Genomic DNA, 17,150 nt, shown 5'->3' with positions numbered 1-17,150 from the left:
AATGGGAAGCATGGACACCACCGAACATCTCGACGTCGTCATCGTGGGCGCCGGCCTCTCCGGCATCGGCGCCGCCTACCGGGTCGCCACGGAGTTGAAGGACAAGAGCTTCGCCGTCCTCGAGGCCCGTGGTGCCGTCGGCGGCACATGGGACCTCTTCCGCTACCCGGGAGTACGGTCCGACAGCGACATGTTCACGCTCGGTTACCCGTTCCGCCCCTGGACCGAGGCCAAGGCGATCGCGGACGGCTCGTCCATCCTGCAGTACATCCGCGACACCGCGGAGGAGCCCCGCATCCGGGACAGCATCCGCTTCTCCACGAAGCTCATCAGCGCCGCCTGGTCCTCGGAGGACGCCCGGTGGACCCTGGAACTGGACATCACGGACGACGACGGCGCGACGGCGCGCCGGCGGCTCACGTGCGGGTTCCTCTACCTGTGCAGCGGCTACTACAACTACGACCGCGGGTACGAGCCCACCTTCCCCGGCCTCGAATCCTTCGGGGGCGAGATCGTGCGGCCCCAGTTCTGGCCGGAGGACCTCGACTACACGGGCAAACGCGTCGTCGTGATCGGCAGCGGCGCCACCGCCGTCACCCTGGTGCCCTCCATGGCGAAGGAGGCCGCGCACGTGACGATGCTGCAGCGCTCCCCCACCTACATCACGGCCGTGCCGAGCCGCGACAAGTTCTCCGACGCCGCCCGCCGCCACCTGCCCGCCGGGATCGCCCACCACGTGGCCCGGGCGAAGAACGTGCTGTTCACGCAGGCGTTCTACCAGCTGTGCCGCCGCCGCCCGGAGATCGCCAAGAAACTCATCCGCACCCAGACCGCGCGGATCCTCGGTGACGAGACGGCGGTCGCCGAACACTTCACGCCCGCCTACAACCCGTGGGACCAGCGCCTGTGCGTGGCGCCCAGCGCGGACCTGTTCAAGGCGATGAAGCAGGGCGCGGCGTCCGTGGTCACGGACACCATCGACACGTTCACGCCGCACGGGATCCGCCTGGCGTCCGGGCAGGAACTCGAGGCCGACGTCGTCGTCACCGCCACCGGGCTGTCGATGCTGCCGCTGGGCGGCGCGACGTTCACCGTCGACGGCGCCCCCGTGAACCTCGGCGACTCGTGGGTGTACCGGGGCCTGATGGTCAGCGGCGTCCCGAACCTCGCCCTCTGCGTCGGCTACACGAACGCGTCGTGGACGCTGCGGGCGGATCTCAGCTCCCGGTACGTGTGCCGCCTCATCCGGTACATGGACCGTCACGGCCACCGCTCGGCCGCGCCCGCCGTCGACGGCCCCATGAAGGCCCGCCCCATCCTCGATCTCACCTCCGGCTACGTGCAGCGCGCCGTCTCGGCGTTCCCCAAGCAGGGCGACCGGCAGCCGTGGACGATGCGGCAGAACTACCTGCTCGATGCCCCCACCGCGCTGCACGGCAACCTGGCGAAGAACATGGTCTTCGACGCCCCCACCCCACCGGCCGCACCGGCCCCCGACCTCCAGGAGATCCACGCATGAGCATCCGACCCTTCCAGTTCGCCGGGGCGACCGCCGTCGTCACCGGTGCCGCCAACGGCATGGGCGAGCACCTCGCCCGCGGCCTCGCCGAGCGTGGCAGCACCCTGCTGCTCGTGGACCGCGACACCGCGCGGCTCGACGCCGTCGCCGCCTCCCTCCGCTCCACCTACCCGGGCAGCAGCGTCACGACGTTCACCACGGACCTCGCCGACCGCGACGCCGTCGACCGCCTCGCGACCGACCTCCTCGCCGCGACCGACCGCGTGGACCTGCTCGTGAACAATGCCGGTGTAGCACTCGCCGGCCGCTTCGACCAGATCAGCATGGACGACTTCGACTGGGTCATGGCCATCAACTTCACCGCACCCGTGCTGCTCACGCACCGGCTGCTGCCGCGGATCCCGCCCGGCGGGCACATTCTGAACGTCTCGAGTGTCTTCGGCCTGGTGGGACCGAAGGGCCAGACCGCCTATTCCTCCAGCAAGTTCGCGTTGCGCGGGTTCACGGAAGCCCTCCGCAGTGAGCTGCTGCCCCGCGGGATCGGTACCACTACCGTGCACCCGGGCGGCATCCGGACGAACATCGCCCTCAACGCGCGGATCGGTGGAAATCTCAGCAACGGCGAGGTGAAGCATGCGCAGGAGAGCTTCGACAAACTCCTCACCTTCCCCGCGGACCGCGCGGCCGAACTGATGCTCGAGGCGGTCAAGGCCCGCAGGGCACGCCTGCTGATCGGCCTCAGCGCGAAGCTGCCCGACGTCGTCGCCCGGGTGGTACCCATGTCCTTCGGCACCCTCGAGCGCGGAGCCAAGAGCGTCGGCCGCCTCGCCGGCAAGGTACGCCGGTGAGTGGCGTCCAGCACGGCACCTCGGCATCAGGCGCGTCGGGCCCGGGCACCTCGACACCAGGGCACGACGACGGTCACCTGCGGGTCGACGGCGTCCGCGTCCGCTACCGCGACGCCGGTGCCCGGGAAAAACCGCCCGTCCTGTTGCTGCACGGGATCGGTCGGAGCCTCGAGGACTGGGAGGGGCTCTACGGACGCCTGGCCCCGGACCATCGGGTGATCAGCGTGGACCTGCCCGGGTTCGGCCTGTCCGAACGCACGGCGGGCCGGTACTCGATGGACTCCATGGCGCGCTTCGTGATCGCCGCGCTCGACGTCCTCGGGGAGCACCGGCCGCTGCACGTGGTCGGCAACTCGCTCGGCGGTGCGGTCGCCATGAAGATCAGTGCGCTCGAGCCGCAGCGTGTGCGGAGCCTGGTGCTCGTGAACAGCGCCGGGTTCGGCAAGGAGGTGACGATCGCGCTGCGCCTGCTCGCCATCCGTCCACTCGGCCGACGCCTCCTGAAGGACAAGTCCCGCAAGGCCGCCTACCGGACGGAGCGCGCCCTGTTCTACGACAAGCGGTTCGTCACCGAGGAGCGGCTCGACCACGCGCAGGAGGTGGGCCGGAATCCCGTGTACGACGACGTCCTGCTCGCCGTCGCCCGGCACCTCGGCACCGTCCGCGGAGTCCGCCGTCGCTGGCGGACCGAACTCCTCCGCACGGTCGCCGCACAGCACAAGCCCACTCTCCTGGTGTGGGGCGACGAGGACCGCATCCTGCCGGCGGCGCACCTCGAGCACGCCCGGGCCGTGTTCCCGCACGCCGAGGTGCACCTGTTCGAGCAGTGCGGGCACATGCCCCAGATCGAGCGGGAGGACGAGTTCGACGCCCTCGTCCGGCGATTCGTGAGCGAGGTGGAGGCGCAGGAGTAGCAGGACGTCGGAGGCCCCTTACCGGACCCTGCACCGCATGGTGGAATGGCTCATGCCCCGCGTCGTCTTCTACACCGCCACCACCCTCAACGGCTTTCTCGCCGACGAGCAGAACTCGCTGGAGTGGCTCTTCGCCGTCGAGCCCCCTCCCCCGGAGGAGTACGAGCGCTTCCTGGACACCGTGGGCGTGCTGGTGGAAGGCTCGACGACGTACGAATGGGTGCTGGCCTTCGAGCGGCTGCTGGAGGAGCCGACCCGGTGGAGCGCGCTCTACGGCGACCGCCCCACCTTCGTGTTCACGAGCAGGGACCTGCCGGTGCCGGACGGAGCGGACGTGCGGCTCGTGTCAGGGGATGTCCGGCCGGTGTTCGAGCAACTGCGGGAGGCGGCGGGACCGCGCGACATCTGGGTGGTCGGCGGCGGCGACCTCGCGGGCCAGTTCCTCACCGCGGGTCTGCTCGACGAGATCCGGATCGCCGTCGCTCCCGTCGCGCTCGCGACGGGAGCACCGCTGCTACCCCTCCGGGTCGAATCGGACCGGCTGACGCTGCGGTCCGTCGAGCAGCAGGGGCAGTTCGCCGTCCTGACCTACGACGTCGGGGCAGGGAACGGCTGAATCGTTCAACGTCAGCGACACGTGTCAAGCAGAGCGCGCCGTCCCGGCGGCGCGGCATCCCGGGACAGGGCTCGGGCGACCCGTCAGCCTCGATCCGCACCCGGCACGTAGGCCTCCTGCCACCGCCCCAGCTCGTCGAAGAACCGCGACCGGGCCGGCTCCGGCGAGAGCGCGAGGTCGTGGATGCCGCCCGCGATGCGCACGATGGTGACGAGCCTGCCGAGCTTCGGCGCCCTCCCGGCGATGTGCGCGACGTCGAGCACCACATCGGTGGACGAGATGCGCTCGGGCTCCTTCGCGGGATTCGATGTGGCATCCGAGCAGGCGACGAACACCGGGCAGTCGATCGCGAGGCCACGGTTAAGTTCCGTGTGCCCGCGGCGGATGGCACGTAGCCAGCCGGCGACGACGGGGAAGCCGGAGTGGGGCTTCCATACGAGGTCGTAGTCCCACTCCCCGCCCGACTCGCGGTGCAGGTACCGGCCGTAGGCGGAGCCGAGTTTCCCGACGACGGCCCGCGGCCGGAGCGTCCCGAGGCGGTGGACCGCCGCGGTGCCCAGGGTGCGCTGGAACAAGCTCGCGTTGAGGTCGAACCAGGGACTGTTGAGGACGAGGGCGTCCACGATGCCCTGCCCGCGACGGCGGTGCGCCCACAGGGACGTGACCAGTCCGCCCGTCGAGTGGCCCATGACCACGAGGACGTCGTGTCCCTCGTCCTCGCGGATGATGCGGGCCGCCTCGTCGAGCTCCTCGTCGTACTCCTCCAGCGACGTGACGTAGTTCGGGGTCTGATGCTCCCGGACGGACCGCCCGTACTTCCGCAGGTCCAGGGCATAGAAGTCGAACCCGGCTGCCCGCCAGGCATCGGCGAGGTGGGTCTGGAAGAAGTAGTCCACGAAGCCGTGCACGTAGAGGACGGCTCGGCGCGAACCGCCGGGTACGGTGCGGCGCACGAGCGTCGCGACGACGTCCCCCTCGTCATCGGGTCGCAGGGGCAGGGTCCGGGCCTCGTAGTCCGGGCCCAGGATGTCCTCGCGGTAGGCATCCTGCTGTTCTGTATCAGTTGTCATCGTGATCCTCGTCGATCCGTTGCCGTCAAACGGCCGCCGGCTGCGCCGACGGCCCGTCGGCCATTCTTCACCCCGGGTCACCCCGCCGTCACCAGTGTGTCATCCGTCACCGATAGGCTGGCGCCACCGCACCACTCACAGGAGCTGATTTCACGTGTCACGAACTTTCACCAGGGGCCGTCGCCGCATCGCCGCGGCCGTCGCCCTCGGCTGCGTCGCAGCAGTAGGACTCGCGCCCGCAGCGTCCGCCGCACCCGGCGGAACGAAGGGCCCCAAGGAATCCACGGCCACCATCACGGTCATGGGCACCAGCGACCTCCACGGCTACATCGAGAACTGGGACTACTTTCACTGATGCGGAGTACGACGACGCCGCGCACAACGACGTCGGACTCGCCAAGGTCTCCACACTGGTCAATCAGGTCCGGGCGGACCGCGGTGAGGAGTCGACCCTCCTCATCGACAACGGCGACACCCTCCAGGGCACGGCCCTGACGGACTACTTCGCCAATGTGGAGCCCGTGTCCGAGACCGGCGAGACCCACCCCATGGCCGCCGTCATGAACGCCATGGGCTACGACTCCACCACGCTCGGCAACCACGAGTTCAACTACGGCCTGCCGCTCCTGCGCACCTTCGAGGACCAGCTGGACTTCCCCCTCCTCGGGGCGAACGTCAAGGACTGGACTACCGGTGAGGACGCCTTCACGCCGTACGTCATCAAGACGGTCAAGCCCAAGGGGCAGAAGCCCATCCGGGTCGGCATCCTCGGGCTCACCACACCGGGCAGCGCCATCTGGGACAAGAACAATGTCGAGGGCCAGCTGCGCTTCGAGGGCATGGTGGAGCAGGCCCGCCAGTACGTCCCGGAGATGAAGGCCGCCGGGGCCGATGTCGTCGTCGTCAGCTCGCACTCCGGACCCTCCGGCAACTCCTCCTACGGCGATGCCCTGCCTGTCGAGAACGCCTCCACACTGATCGCGGAGCAGGTCCCCGGGATCGATGCGATCCTCGCCGGTCATGAGCATCAGGAGATTCCCGAGCGATTCGTCACGAACAAGCAGACCGGGGAGCAGGTGCTGCTGACCGAACCGAAGAACTGGGGCATGCGGCTCTCCGTGATGGACTTCGAGCTGACGAAGACCCGGGGTCAGTGGGACGTCACGTCCGCGAACTCGGAGCTGCTGAACGCGAGCACGGTCCCGGCTGATCCCGCGGTCTCCGCCATCGTGGCGGACCAGCACCAGCGCGTCATCGACTACGTGAACACGCCCATCGGCACCGCGACGGAGACCATGTCCGCGGCGGACGCGCGCTTCCGCGACACGGCCGTCATGGACTTCGTCAACACGGTCCAGTCCGAGGCGGTGGACAAGGCCCTGGACGGCACCCCGAACGCCGATCTGCCGGTCCTCTCGATCGTGGCACCGTTCAACCGTGCGGCCGTGATCCCCGAGGGTCCGGTCACCATCCGTGACATGGCCGGCCTCTACGTCTTCCCGAACACCCTGTTCGGGGTCGAGCTGACCGGCGCACAGGTCAAGGACTACCTCGAGTACTCGGCGAAGTATTTCAACCAGACCGCTCCCGGTGCCGCCGTGGACCCGGCGACCCTGACGAACGCGGCGGGCACCCCGGACTACAACTACGACATGATGTCCGGCGTCTCCTACGACATCGACATCAGCAAGCCGGCAGGCCAACGGATCGTGGGCCTCAGCTACAACGGGGCACCGATCGATCCGGCGCAGCGCTTCGCCGTGGCCACCAACAACTACCGGCAGTCCGGCGGCGGAAACTTCCCGCACATCGCCACGGCTCCGGTGCTCGTGAACCAGACCACGGAGATCCGGCAGTTGCTCATCGACTACCTGATCGCCGAAGGCACCATCGACCCTGCCGCCTTCTTCGAGGAGAACTGGAAGCTCACCCGCAACGGCGAGCCGGTCTTCAACTAGCACTCCGGCCTCAGCGCCTCGAGCGCTGTGGCTTCACGTGCAGCAGGACGCGGACCCTCGGGGTCCGCGTCCTGCTGCCGTTCGGAATACATTTGCTTCATGAGCATCGACAGGACCACGGACAGGCCACCGGCCTCCGGCCCGGGCGGCCGGACGGGCGAGGCAGGGGCGGGCGACCCGACGGGCGACGTCGGCCTGGGCGGATACATGAGCGGTCACGTGAGCGGCTTCGACGCCGGCACCGCGACCGACCCGGCAAGCCGCGGCAGTGCCATCAGCATCACGACGGCGACTGTCGACGACGCCGCGCAGCTCGCGGCCGTCGCAGCCGTCACCTTCCCCCTGGCCTGCCCGGCGGATTCCCTCCCCGAGGACATTGCGCGGCACATCGCGACCCAGCTCTCGGCCGAACGCTTCGCCGCGTACATCGAAGCGCCCCGGCACACCCTCCTGTGCCTGCGCGCGGGCGATCGCATCGGCGGCTGGAGCATGGTGGTGCGGGATCAACCGACCGATGCGGACGTCCTCGCCGCCCTCTCGATCTCGCCCACCGTCGAGCTCAGCAAGTTCTACGTCCACCCCGACCATCATGGTCGCGGTGCAGCGGCCGCCCTGATGCGGCGGAGCCTCGATCTCGCCGCCGAATCGGGACTACCGGGGGTGTGGCTCGGCGTGAACCAGGAGAACGCACGCGCCCTGCGCTTCTACACGAAGCACGGTTTCCGGCGCGTCGGGACGAAACGCTTCCGGCTGGGCGACCGCTTCGAGGACGACTTCATCCTGGAACAGGCGCTCCCCGGTGGACCCGGAAGCGCCTGACGGCGTCTGACATCGTCTGGCAGGAGAGAGGCGACCAGCGGTCAGGCGACAGGCGACCAGCGGTCAGGCGACCAGCGACAGGCCGTTGGCTACCAGCGACCAGCGACCGGCCACAGGCGACCAGTCATAGGCGACCCGCGACCAGCGACCAGCGACCGGCCACAGGCCACAGGCGGCAGGCCGCCGGACGAGTGTCGGGCGCAGACCCGATGAGAGCCCGACGCCGGTCAGGCGATGCTCCCCGGATCCGTTCGGCGACCTGTGCAGCTAGGCGACCGTGAGCTCGCCCATCTGGCCCCAGCCCTCGGCACCGATGCGCTCGCTGATGATCTCCGGCGTCTTCACGAGCGCCTGCGGCATGTCCTGCATCGCCTGCGTGAAGTGGTCGCTGCTCACGTGGGCCTCCGCGGCGTCGTCCTGGAACGCCTCGACGAGTACGAACTGGTTGGGGTCCTCGACGCTGCGGGACCAGTCGAACCAGAGGTTGCCCGGCTCCTCGCGGGTCGCCTCCGTGAAGTCCCGCGTCAGGTCGATCCAACGCTCGCTCCACTCGGGCTTCACTGTGAACTTGACGACGATGAAGATCATGGGATGGTGCCTTCCTGATGGATGCTCGGTACCTCTCCAACCTATCCAGATCATCCGCAGGCCGCATGCCGCACTGCCCACTGTGCAGTAGGACTCGCCAGCGGGAGAACCGATGTGCAGGAGAGGTCAGGTGCACGCGGAAGGCCCTCAGATGGCGAGGCTCGGGTGCAGCTTCTCCATCGACCACGAACGGCCGCGGTGGGAGGCATAAACGGACAGCGCCGCCGCGAGGACGAAGAAGACCAGCAGCTGAGCGGTTGCGAACCAGACGACGCCGAGATCCCCGCCGGCGATCAGGTGGCGCAGCCCGTCCACGGCATGCGTCATCGGCAGGAGCGGGCTGAGGAACCGGAAGAACCCGGGCTCGGTGGCCACGGGGTAGGTCCCGCCCGCGGTCGTGAGCTGCAGCATCAGCAGCACCAGCGCCACGAGCCTGCCGACCCCGCCGAGCAGCGCGACGAGCGCCTGGTGGATGGCCGTGAAGACCAGCGAGACGAGGATCGTGAACGCCAGAAGACCCAGCGGATGGGGCGTGGTCAGACCGACGCCGGCCACCAGGATCCCCAGCAGGACCAACGCCTGAAGGACCGCCAGGAGGGCCCCCTGCAGATAGCCGACAGCCGACACCCGCCAGGACGACGCCGTGGAGGCCAGCGCCCTCGGCGACACGGCCCGCAGGACGATGTACGTCACCATGCCGCCCACCCACAGGGCGAGTGGGATGAAGTAGGGCGCCATGCCCTCGCCGTACGCATCCACCGCATTGTCCCGCGTCCGCTCGATCGCCACCGGTGAGGATGCGACATCGCTCAGGTCTGCGCGTTGCCCGTCGGTGTAGTCCGGCACCTCCTCTGCTCCCTGGTCCAGCTGGTGGGCGAGGTCCTGCGACCCGCTGGCGAGCTGATTCAGTCCACCCTCGAGCGAGGCGGCGCCGTCGTACGCCTCGCTGGAACCGTCCGAGAGCGACGCCGCTCCTCCGGAGACCTCGGCTGCACCCGTGCTGAGCGTGGTGGCACCGGCGGCGAGCTGACCGGCACCACCGGAGGCGGAGACGATGCCGTCGCGGAGGGCCGGGGTGTTCGCGGCAAGGGCTGCAGTGCCGTCGGAGAGCTGGGAAAGACCACCGTTCAGGTCGGAGGCCCCCTGCGACACCGAGGCGGCACCGGTGGCCGCTCCCCCGGCACCCGTGGCGAGTTCGGAGGCACCCGCTGCGAGCAGGCCGGCGCCGTCGGCCGCAGCGCCGGCACCCGTCGAGGCTGCTCGGGCCCCGGCGGCGAGGTCGTCGGCGGACGCGGCGAGGGTCCCCGCCCCGCCGGAGATCTGCTCGCTGCCGGTGGCCGCCGCGTCCGCTCCCGTGCTGAGCTGCTGCAGTGCAGCGATCCGCTCGGCGTCGGACAGGGCTGCGTAGTCCGCCGTGAGCTGCGCGAGTCCGTCGGCGACGGCACGTGATCCGCCCGCGGCCTGCCCGGCACCCGCCGAGAGGTCGGTGGCGCCCGCCGAGAGCGCATCCGCTCCGTCCCCGACCTGCCCGAGCCCGTCGGCGACCTGCCGGGTGCCGTCGGCCAGGGTCGCGGCGGAGGCCGAGAGCCGATCTGCTCCGTCGGCGATGGACTGCGTCCCGGTGGCGAGCTGCGCGGCGCCGTCCTGCAGTGCCGCACCGCCCATGGCGGCCGCGGCCGCGCCGTCGGCGAGCTGCTGCGACTGCGGGACGAGGTCCGCCGTGGCGGTGTCGAGCTGCCCCAGCCCGGCGGCGAGATCGCCCGCCCCGGCCGCGACGTCGGTGGCGCCGGCGGCCACCTGGGCGGAGCCGGAGGACAGCTGCGTGCTGCCGTCGACGAGGCTGCCGAGTCCGACGACGAGCGAGGCGCTCCCCTCGTCCGCGCTGCGGGCGCCGTCGGCGATCGTCCCGGCCCCCTCGCCCGCCTCGGCGAGCTTCCCGTGGAGGGATGAGAACCCGAGATAGATGCTGTCGAGGTAGTCCTCGGTAGCGCCGGACCGCACCTGGCGCTGCAGGGTCGCGGCCACTGTGTTGCCGACCTGTCCCACGATGTAGCTGTCAGCGTCGTTGGTGGTGATGTCGAGCATGGCCTGTGCGGGATCGTCGCCGCCCACGGAGGCAAGGGCCGAGGAGAATTCCGCAGGGATGTCCAGCGACGCCGCGTACGTGCCGTCGTCGAGCCCCTTGTCGGCGTCCTCCCGGCTGACCTCGACCCAGGTGAATCCGGCGTCGTCGGAGGAGGTGAGGGTGTCGGTGAGGTCCGCGCCGGCGGAGACGGTGCTCTCGGTGCCGTCGGGGGCCGCAGCGGTGGCAGGTTCGTCCTCATTGACGACGGCGGCCGTGAGGTGGTTGAGGTTGCCCGTCGGGTCCCAGTTGGCGGCGAGGTAGAGCCCCCCGTACAGCGCCGGGATGATCGCGATGACCAGCAGGGCGGCCCTGGCTTTGAGGTTGATGCGGAAGCGGGAGAGTTCCGTGCGGAGCAGGGAGAACACGAGTTACCTGATTTCGGAGGCGGTCGGTGCGGATGGTTCGGGAGATGCTGCGGGAATCGGGTCGGCGCCGAGCACATGCACGACGTCGCGCAGCGGCAACGCGCTGATGCGGGCCCCGGCGTCGTCGCGGAGGCCCGCGAGCTCCCGGGAGTCCTGGCAGGTGGCGACGAGGGTCAGGGGGGCGGCGTCGTCCCGGCGCGTCCGTTCGACGGCGAGGAGCGCGGCCCACGCGGCGCGGCGTTCGTCGGCTGTGCGGAGCCGGTCGACGTCGTCGACGACGAGGACGTCCGGGCAGGGGATGAGCGCGAGGGCGATGCCGAGTGTTAAGCGTGCCACCGGCGAGACATCGCGGACGAGCTCGCTGCGGTGGAGCCGGGCCTGCGCGAGAGCGGCCGCCGCGGGATCGTCCCCGAAGGCCTCCTCGAGGGCTCCGAGCAGGTTGTTCGCGGTGGTGATGACGCGGTCCACCTGCTCGCGGGACGCGCCGGGCTTCCACCACGGCGCTGCCAGCTTGAGGGCGTCGGCCACGTGGTGCCGGACGGTGAGGGTCTCGTCGAGCGGCACCACGGTGTTGTTCCCGGTGAAGCCGACCCGACGGCGCACCGCACCGGCACGGCGTGGCAGCGCGAGGCCGAGGACGACGGCGCGCCCGGCGGTCGGGACGAGCCGCCCGGCGAGCGCCAGGGCGAGGGCGGTCTTGCCTGTTCCCGAGGGTCCGGCGAGGACGGCCAGCGATCCGGCGGGGACCTCGAAGGTGACGTCCTCGAAGACCGTCCGCTTCCCGGCCCGCAGGGTGAGGCCCTCGACGGAGAGGGCCGGCACCGGAAGGTCGGACTCCCGAGTGGCGGGGGCGGGGAGCGCGGGAAGAGCCGGCTCGGAGGGGGCAGACGCCGAAGGGATTGATTCCGGAGTGGCGGGCGCGGGGACTGCGGGAAGAGCCGGTTCGGAGACGGCCGACGCCGAAGGGTTTGATTTCGGAGTGGCCGGCGCGGGGACCGCGGGAAAAGCCGGTTCGGAGACGGCCGACGCCGAAGGGTTTGATTTCGGAGTGGCCGGCGCGGGGACCGCGGAATCGTGCTGCGGGGAAGTGGTCATGTGTCCTTCTATTTCAATACCCGAAGTATTCAATACCGATGGTATCGTAACTGCAGGAGGACACATGACACTGACGGACACGGAGAGCACCACGGCCGGCAGGCCCCGCCGCCGCCCACGCCGCGAGGACGTCCGCGCAGGACTGCTCGCCGCGGCCCTCGAGGTCTTCGAGGAGATCGGCTACGTGGCGGCCCGGCTGGACACGATCGCCCAGCGCGCCGGATATACGAAGGGCGCGGTGTACTCGAACTTCGGCTCGAAGCAGGAACTCTTCGCCACCCTCCTGAGCGAGAGACTCGCTGACACTGCGGCCGACGTCCTCAACCAGGTGGACCACCTGACCTTACTGGACGAGACGGTGCAGCATGCCGCCCGTTATCTCGCCCGTGGTGTGGTGCGCGAACAGCGCTGGCATGCGCTCGTCGTCGAGTTCGCCCTGCAGGCCGGCCGCGACCCCGACGTCGGTGAGGTCTTCCGGGAACACCGCCGTGCCCGGCGCGCCCTCCTCGCCACCACCCTCGCCGAGCGGGCCGGGGCCTTCGGCGCGCCGTCGGACCCCGCGCATTACATCGTGTTCGCCACGATCCTGCTGGCCACGGTGAACGGGATGGCCGTCGAGTGCGCAGCCGACCCCGAGGCCATCACCGAGGAACAGGTCACCGAGAGCATCGCGGCGGTGCTGCAGGCGGCCCTCGCCCCCTGACGGCCGGGCAGGACGCCCGGGCAGGACGCCCGGGCAGGACGCCCGGGAGGAGAACCATGGACTGGGAGCCGGCACTGGAGACCGTCCTCGCGATCTCGGCGGCCTATGCGGTCCTCCTCGTGTGCCTCGCCGTGTATGCACGGCGGCACCCCGACGTCATCTCACTGCGGGATGCACTGCGGCTGGGCCCGGACCTCCTCGGGCTGGTCCGGCGTCTCGCCACGGACCGCTCGGTCCCGCTGCGGGCGCGCGTCCTGCTCGGACTCCTCGCGGTCTACCTCGTGGTGCCGATCGACCTCGTCCCTGACTTCCTGCCCGTGATCGGTTACGCGGACGACGTCGTCGTGCTCGCCGTCGTCCTGCGGGCCGCGGTACGGGCGGCCGGACCGGAAGCCCTGGCACACCATTGGCGGGGGTCCGACCCCGGCCTGCGGGCCGTCCGCGCGCTGGCGGGTGTGCGGGAAGCCGGTGCCGACGGACTGGAAGCGACGGACGGCACCGACAGGGCTGACGGCATCGGCGGAGTTGACAGCGCCGACCGGGCCGACCGGGACGCCAGGGACAACCGGGACGGCAGGGACGACAGGGATGCACCGAGCCGATGGCGCCGACGAGGCCGACGGGACGGACGGCACTGACGGGACCGACGCGGCCGGCCGCAACACGGCGTAATGCAAAGGGTGGGTCGATTTTTCAACGGGCGTAGTCTGCTGCGCATGCAGCAGTCCCTGGGATCGATCCCAACCCTTGACCTCAGCACCGCCCGCTCCGCCGACGGATCCTTCACCCCCGGGTTCATCGAGGAACTGCGGGACGCCGCCCACACCGTCGGCTTCTTCCACATCATCAACTACGGCGCCACCCCCACCCAGGCGGATGATCTGTTCGACGTCACCCGCCGCTTCTTCGACCTTCCGCTGGAGGAGCGCCTCCGGCTCCACAACCGGACCTCGTCGCACTTCCGCGGCTATGCCGGCCTCGGCACCGAGATCACCCGGGGCCGCCCCGACGCCCGCGAGCAGATCGACTTCTCCCCCGAGCGGGAGCCCGTCACGGACTATCCCGCGGACGAGCCGTTCTGGCTCCTGCAGGGCCCCAACCTCTGGCCCCGCAAGGCCCTGCCCGAACTCGAGGAGCAGGCCATGGAGTGGGCGGCCCTGATGTCGCGCGTCGGTGCCGAACTCCTCGCCGGGATCGCCGTCGCCCTCCACCTCCCCGAGGACTACTTCGCCGAGCCCTTCGAGGGCACCCCGGCCTGGATGGCCAAGCTCGTGCACTACGTGGGCGGCGTCGTCGAGGGAGCCGGTTCGCAGGGCGTGGGAGCCCATGCGGACTACGGGTTCGTGACCCTCCTGCTGCAGGATCAGGTGGGCGGCCTCGAGGTTCTCCCCCACGGGGCGGACGACTGGGTCCCGGTCACACCGATCCCGGGCGCGCTCGTGGTGAACCTCGGGGAGATGCTCGAGGTGGCCACCGAGGGCTACCTCGCGGCGACCATCCACCGCGTCACCGCACCCCCGCCGGGCGTGGACCGCTACGCCGTCCCGTTCTTCTGGTCGCCGCGGCTCGACGCCGTGATCGAGCCGGTCCCCCTGACCGAGGACCTGCGGGCCGCCGCGCGCGGTATTACGGACGACCCCGAGAACCCGATGCTGTCCTCCTACGGCTCCAACGTGCTCAAGGGCCGGGTCCGCGCACACCCGGATGTCACCGAACTCCACCACCCCGAGCTCGCACGGAAGTAGCCCACCGGGAACACCCCGCACCTACGACGACGGCGGCACCCACCCGGGTGCCGCCGTCGTCGTCCTGCCAGGATCCTGCCGTGCGCTCAGGCCTCGCCCATCATGAGGCCCTCGATGGAGTGCTTCTGCGTGATCGGCACCAGGGTGTCCACGACGGGGCAGACCACGTGGCGGCGGACCCGCTCGGGCAGTGCGTCGTAGAAGGGCTGCGTGACGGCCATGGCGTGGTGCTCGGCGTTGCCCGCCCCGGGGGCGTCCACCCCGAGCACGAGGACCGGCCGGGACTTCTGCGATTCGTTCTTCGTGCCGCGGTGGATGGTCAGCGCGGACCGGGCGGAGATGTCGCCCATCGTCGGGTACTTGCGCTCGGCGAGGCCCTCGTAGCGCGGATAGGCCGACTTCGGCGGGAACATCTCGTGGTCGAAGCCCTCGGGGAGATCCCACTGCGTACCGGGAGCGACCTCGAAGGGGCCCATGTCCTCCTCGGTGTCGACGGCGGTCAGGTTGAACGCGAGCGACGTCAGCCGTCCGGTCTCCCGCGTCTCCGCCGGCATCGGGAAGTCGCGGTGCCACGGCTGGTTGACGGCACCGGGGCCCGGGACGTCGAAGCCGAGTTCGACGATCTCGTAGTCCGGGCCGAGGACGGACTCGCACACCATGCGCACCCACGGGTGGTCCACGAGGTCGACCCAGCCCCGCAGCTGCTCGGGGTGGATCTCGACGTAGTACCGCTTCGGTCCACGCCCGACGGCGCCGTTCGGGCGTGCGAGGGCCTCCGCGAAGGCCGCGTCGATGTCCTCGCGCATCTGCGCCGCCCACTCACGGGAGAACGCACCCTGCCGGGCGATCACCCCGCGCGTGTACAGCCCCTCGACGGCGGCCGCCGCCTCGGGCGAGGCGCCCTCCGGGATCCGGGACGCGACCGGCTCGTGGGTGTTGGTGGAATCATGCATGGTCCAGCCTCCAGGATGCGCCCATCACGATCTTGCGGATCTCCGCCACGGGGAGTTTCGGCTTGCGGTGCTCGTCCGTGAGGCCGTTCGCCTCCTGCAGGGTGTCGGTCAGCTGCGTGTAGCAGAACCCTGACAGGAACGGGCTGTCCTGGAGGGCCGAGAACAGCGCCTCCAGGCGCCGCGCGAAGTCCTCCCCGGACTCGGCGGCGGAATAGCCCCACGTCTCGATCGGGCTGTTCGGCGCGTACAGGATGCCGCCGAACTCGGACACCATGACGGGCTCGGTCCGCGGCAGGCCCGGCAGGACGCTCAGGCGGCGTCCGGCAGGCCCGACGCCGTCGACGAGCGACTGGAACGCCGGCCTGTCCCGGTAGGCGGCATGGAGGTCGTCGTACGTCGTCGCGTAGTCGTGGACGGTGAAGATGTCGGACTCCACGTGCTCCCAGCCGTCGTTGGAGATGACCGGCCGGGACCCGTCGAGGGCCTTCGTCAGGTGGTACATGGCCTGCGCGAAGTGCTTCTGCTGCGGATCGTGGGAGATCTGCTGCACACCCCAGCTCTCGTTGAGGGGCACCCAGGTGACGATGCACGGGTGGGACCGGTCCCGCCGCACCACGCTCGCCCATTCCCGGGCCACGCGCTCCATGGCCGTCGGCGAGAACTCGAAGGTGCTGCCCATCTCCCCCCACACCAGGAGGCCGAGGCGGTCCGCCCAGTAGAGGAAGCGGGGATCCTCGACCTTCTCGTGCAGGCGGGCGGCGTTGAAGCCGAGGTCCTTGATGAGCTGGACCTCCTCGCGCAGCGCGGCGGCGTCCGGTGCGGCCAGGAGCGAGTCCGGCCAGTAGCCCTGCTCGAGCACCGAACGCACGTAGAAGGGGCGGTCGTTGAGGAGGAAGTGGCCTCCGGCCGTCCCGACGCTGCGGAGGCCGAAGTAGGACCCCACCTCGTCCACCGGGGTGCCGTGGGCGTCGAGCAGGGTGAGCGTCGCGTCGATCAGGCGGGGATGCTCCGGGGACCACAGCAGCGATTCGTAGGCCTGGCCGTTGGCCTGGTGCGGGATCACGCAGTCCATCACGATGCGGGACTCGACGGCCGAGGTCGAGTAGGTGCCCAGCGGCCTGCCCTCGTAGCTCAGGTCCACCCGCACCGTCATGACGTCGACGCGCTGCGGCGAGATCTCGAGCTCGAGGCGGGCGGCGCCCTTCGGGACGTCCGGCTCCCAGGCCACGGCCTCGATGAACGACGCCGGGACGGACTCCAGCCAGACGGGCTGCCAGATGCCGGTGGTGCGGTGGTACCAGATGACGTGCGGGTCCTCGAGCCAGTCCTGCTTGCCGCGGGGCTGTGCGACGTCGTGCGGGTCGTCCTCGGCCCGGACGACGAGCACGAGGTCCTCGCCCGTGGCGGCGTGGCCCGTCACGTCGAAGGTGAAGGGGCTCTGGCCGCCCTCGTGGGAGCCGACGAGCTGCCCGTCGATCCAGACCGTGGCCCGGTAGTCGACCGCCCCGAAGTGGAGGAGGAGCCGGTCGTCCTCCCGCGTGCGGCCGCTCCCGTCGATGTCCGCCCGCGTGATCGTCCGGCGGTACCAGACCACCGGGTGGAAGCCGGTCTCGTGGACGCCCGACAGCGCGGACTCCGGGGGGTACGGGACGGTGATGGTGAGGGGGAACGGCTCGGTGGCGGAGAACCAGGACGCCGCCTCGCCGGCGTCGTCGTCGTCGTGGCTGAATTCCCACTGGCCACTGAGATCCGACCACCGGCGGCGGAGGAGCTGGGGCCGCGGGTAGGTGCCGTCCTGGGTACTGGCTTGAAACGCTTCTGGAGTCCGCATG

General features: G+C 70.4%; 16 protein-coding genes. 10 read left to right on the top strand and 6 right to left on the bottom strand.

From position 1 onward, the window contains the following. Nucleotides 1-10: 10 nt before the first annotated feature. Genes C4K88_RS16060 through C4K88_RS16045 form a run of 4 tightly spaced genes read left to right on the top strand, consistent with a single transcriptional unit; the run spans nucleotide 11 to nucleotide 3,897 of the window. Nucleotides 11-1,519 (top strand): flavin-containing monooxygenase, encoded by a 1,509-nt coding sequence (locus C4K88_RS16060; RefSeq protein WP_104122672.1) that lies wholly within the window; start codon nucleotides 11-13, stop codon nucleotides 1,517-1,519. Next, nucleotides 1,516-2,367: an SDR family NAD(P)-dependent oxidoreductase gene (locus C4K88_RS16055; RefSeq protein ID WP_104122671.1), complete on the top strand. Its 852-nt coding sequence runs from the start codon at nucleotides 1,516-1,518 to the stop codon at nucleotides 2,365-2,367. Before C4K88_RS16060 ends, C4K88_RS16055 begins: the two co-directional genes overlap by 4 nt. Beyond that, nucleotides 2,364-3,281, top strand: a complete 918-nt coding sequence (locus tag C4K88_RS16050) for an alpha/beta fold hydrolase (protein ID WP_206604382.1) — start codon at nucleotides 2,364-2,366, stop codon at nucleotides 3,279-3,281. The genes C4K88_RS16055 and C4K88_RS16050 overlap by 4 nt, the downstream gene beginning before the upstream one ends. A 37-nt stretch (nucleotides 3,282-3,318) precedes the next feature. Then, nucleotides 3,319-3,897 carry a dihydrofolate reductase family protein gene (locus tag C4K88_RS16045; RefSeq protein WP_241522015.1) on the top strand — a complete coding sequence of 193 codons (579 nt, stop codon included), beginning with the start codon at nucleotides 3,319-3,321 and terminating at the stop codon, nucleotides 3,895-3,897. An 83-nt stretch (nucleotides 3,898-3,980) separates the two neighbouring features. Here the strand turns inward: C4K88_RS16045 and C4K88_RS16040 are convergent, their stop codons facing one another. Continuing rightward, nucleotides 3,981-4,967, bottom strand: coding sequence for an alpha/beta hydrolase (locus C4K88_RS16040; RefSeq protein ID WP_104122670.1), 987 nt, complete (start codon nucleotides 4,965-4,967; stop codon nucleotides 3,981-3,983). A gap of 154 nt (nucleotides 4,968-5,121) precedes the next feature. Between C4K88_RS16040 and C4K88_RS17810 the strand changes: the two genes are divergently transcribed. The 3 genes from C4K88_RS17810 (at nucleotide 5,122) to C4K88_RS16030 (ending at nucleotide 7,744) form a co-directional block, all read left to right on the top strand. Further along, the gene (locus C4K88_RS17810) at nucleotides 5,122-5,322 is read left to right on the top strand and encodes a hypothetical protein (RefSeq protein WP_241522014.1); all 201 of its coding nucleotides are present in this window, start codon (nucleotides 5,122-5,124) and stop codon (nucleotides 5,320-5,322) included. A 55-nt stretch (nucleotides 5,323-5,377) separates the two neighbouring features. Further along, the gene (locus tag C4K88_RS16035) at nucleotides 5,378-6,925 is read left to right on the top strand and encodes a bifunctional metallophosphatase/5'-nucleotidase (RefSeq protein ID WP_241522030.1); all 1,548 of its coding nucleotides are present in this window, start codon (nucleotides 5,378-5,380) and stop codon (nucleotides 6,923-6,925) included. 99 nt (nucleotides 6,926-7,024) lie between these two features. Beyond that, entirely contained in the window at nucleotides 7,025-7,744 is a 720-nt protein-coding gene (locus tag C4K88_RS16030; RefSeq protein ID WP_306418629.1) for a GNAT family N-acetyltransferase, read from the top strand. Between the two features lie 267 nt (nucleotides 7,745-8,011). On the opposite strand, the gene C4K88_RS16025 is transcribed toward C4K88_RS16030, so the two are convergent. The 3 genes from C4K88_RS16025 to C4K88_RS16015 all read right to left on the bottom strand — a co-directional run bounded on the left by C4K88_RS16025 (nucleotide 8,012) and on the right by C4K88_RS16015 (nucleotide 11,644). Next, entirely contained in the window at nucleotides 8,012-8,332 is a 321-nt protein-coding gene (locus C4K88_RS16025) for a putative quinol monooxygenase (RefSeq protein ID WP_104122669.1), read from the bottom strand. A gap of 147 nt (nucleotides 8,333-8,479) precedes the next feature. Next, a complete protein-coding gene (locus C4K88_RS16020; RefSeq protein ID WP_104122668.1) occupies nucleotides 8,480-10,822 on the bottom strand; it encodes a YhgE/Pip family protein in 2,343 nt (780 codons plus the stop codon). Between the two features lie 3 nt (nucleotides 10,823-10,825). Further along, nucleotides 10,826-11,644 carry an ATP-binding cassette domain-containing protein gene (locus C4K88_RS16015; RefSeq protein WP_167399073.1) on the bottom strand — a complete coding sequence of 273 codons (819 nt, stop codon included), beginning with the start codon at nucleotides 11,642-11,644 and terminating at the stop codon, nucleotides 10,826-10,828. A 337-nt stretch (nucleotides 11,645-11,981) separates the two neighbouring features. Here C4K88_RS16015 and C4K88_RS16010 point away from each other — a divergent pair, with 337 nt between their 5' ends. From C4K88_RS16010 to C4K88_RS16000, 3 genes are all read left to right on the top strand, one after another. Next, entirely contained in the window at nucleotides 11,982-12,620 is a 639-nt protein-coding gene (locus C4K88_RS16010; protein ID WP_167399072.1) for a TetR/AcrR family transcriptional regulator, read from the top strand. A gap of 56 nt (nucleotides 12,621-12,676) precedes the next feature. After that, nucleotides 12,677-13,258, top strand: coding sequence for a YkvA family protein (locus tag C4K88_RS16005; RefSeq protein WP_104122665.1), 582 nt, complete (start codon nucleotides 12,677-12,679; stop codon nucleotides 13,256-13,258). 78 nt (nucleotides 13,259-13,336) lie between these two features. Beyond that, complete coding sequence (locus tag C4K88_RS16000; protein WP_104122664.1) at nucleotides 13,337-14,365, top strand: isopenicillin N synthase family dioxygenase; 1,029 nt, start codon at nucleotides 13,337-13,339, stop codon at nucleotides 14,363-14,365. A gap of 86 nt (nucleotides 14,366-14,451) precedes the next feature. Here C4K88_RS16000 and C4K88_RS15995 read toward each other — a convergent pair whose 3' ends face one another. Next, entirely contained in the window at nucleotides 14,452-15,318 is an 867-nt protein-coding gene (locus C4K88_RS15995) for a phytanoyl-CoA dioxygenase family protein (RefSeq protein ID WP_104122663.1), read from the bottom strand. After that, nucleotides 15,311-17,149 (bottom strand): glycoside hydrolase family 2 protein, encoded by a 1,839-nt coding sequence (locus C4K88_RS15990; protein ID WP_104122662.1) that lies wholly within the window; start codon nucleotides 17,147-17,149, stop codon nucleotides 15,311-15,313. The genes C4K88_RS15995 and C4K88_RS15990 overlap by 8 nt, the downstream gene beginning before the upstream one ends. Nucleotide 17,150 lies beyond the last annotated feature (1 nt).

The organism is Arthrobacter pityocampae, assembly GCF_002927275.1.
Classification (GTDB): Bacteria; Actinomycetota; Actinomycetes; order Actinomycetales; family Micrococcaceae; genus Arthrobacter_D; species Arthrobacter_D pityocampae.
This window is presented reverse-complemented; position numbering and strand designations above follow the sequence as displayed.

Coding starts and splice junctions, on each gene's coding strand:
- C4K88_RS16030 (WP_306418629.1), top strand. CDS start 7,025: ATGAGCATCGACAGGACCACGGACAGGCCACCGGCCTCCGGCCCGGGC.
- C4K88_RS15995 (WP_104122663.1), bottom strand. CDS start 15,318: ATGCATGATTCCACCAACACCCACGAGCCGGTCGCGTCCCGGATCCCG.
- C4K88_RS16025 (WP_104122669.1), bottom strand. CDS start 8,332: ATGATCTTCATCGTCGTCAAGTTCACAGTGAAGCCCGAGTGGAGCGAG.
- C4K88_RS16040 (WP_104122670.1), bottom strand. CDS start 4,967: ATGACAACTGATACAGAACAGCAGGATGCCTACCGCGAGGACATCCTG.
- C4K88_RS16060 (WP_104122672.1), top strand. CDS start 11: ATGGACACCACCGAACATCTCGACGTCGTCATCGTGGGCGCCGGCCTC.
- C4K88_RS16005 (WP_104122665.1), top strand. CDS start 12,677: ATGGACTGGGAGCCGGCACTGGAGACCGTCCTCGCGATCTCGGCGGCC.
- C4K88_RS16045 (WP_241522015.1), top strand. CDS start 3,319: ATGGTGGAATGGCTCATGCCCCGCGTCGTCTTCTACACCGCCACCACC.
- C4K88_RS16010 (WP_167399072.1), top strand. CDS start 11,982: ATGACACTGACGGACACGGAGAGCACCACGGCCGGCAGGCCCCGCCGC.
- C4K88_RS16000 (WP_104122664.1), top strand. CDS start 13,337: ATGCAGCAGTCCCTGGGATCGATCCCAACCCTTGACCTCAGCACCGCC.
- C4K88_RS16055 (WP_104122671.1), top strand. CDS start 1,516: ATGAGCATCCGACCCTTCCAGTTCGCCGGGGCGACCGCCGTCGTCACC.
- C4K88_RS15990 (WP_104122662.1), bottom strand. CDS start 17,149: ATGCGGACTCCAGAAGCGTTTCAAGCCAGTACCCAGGACGGCACCTAC.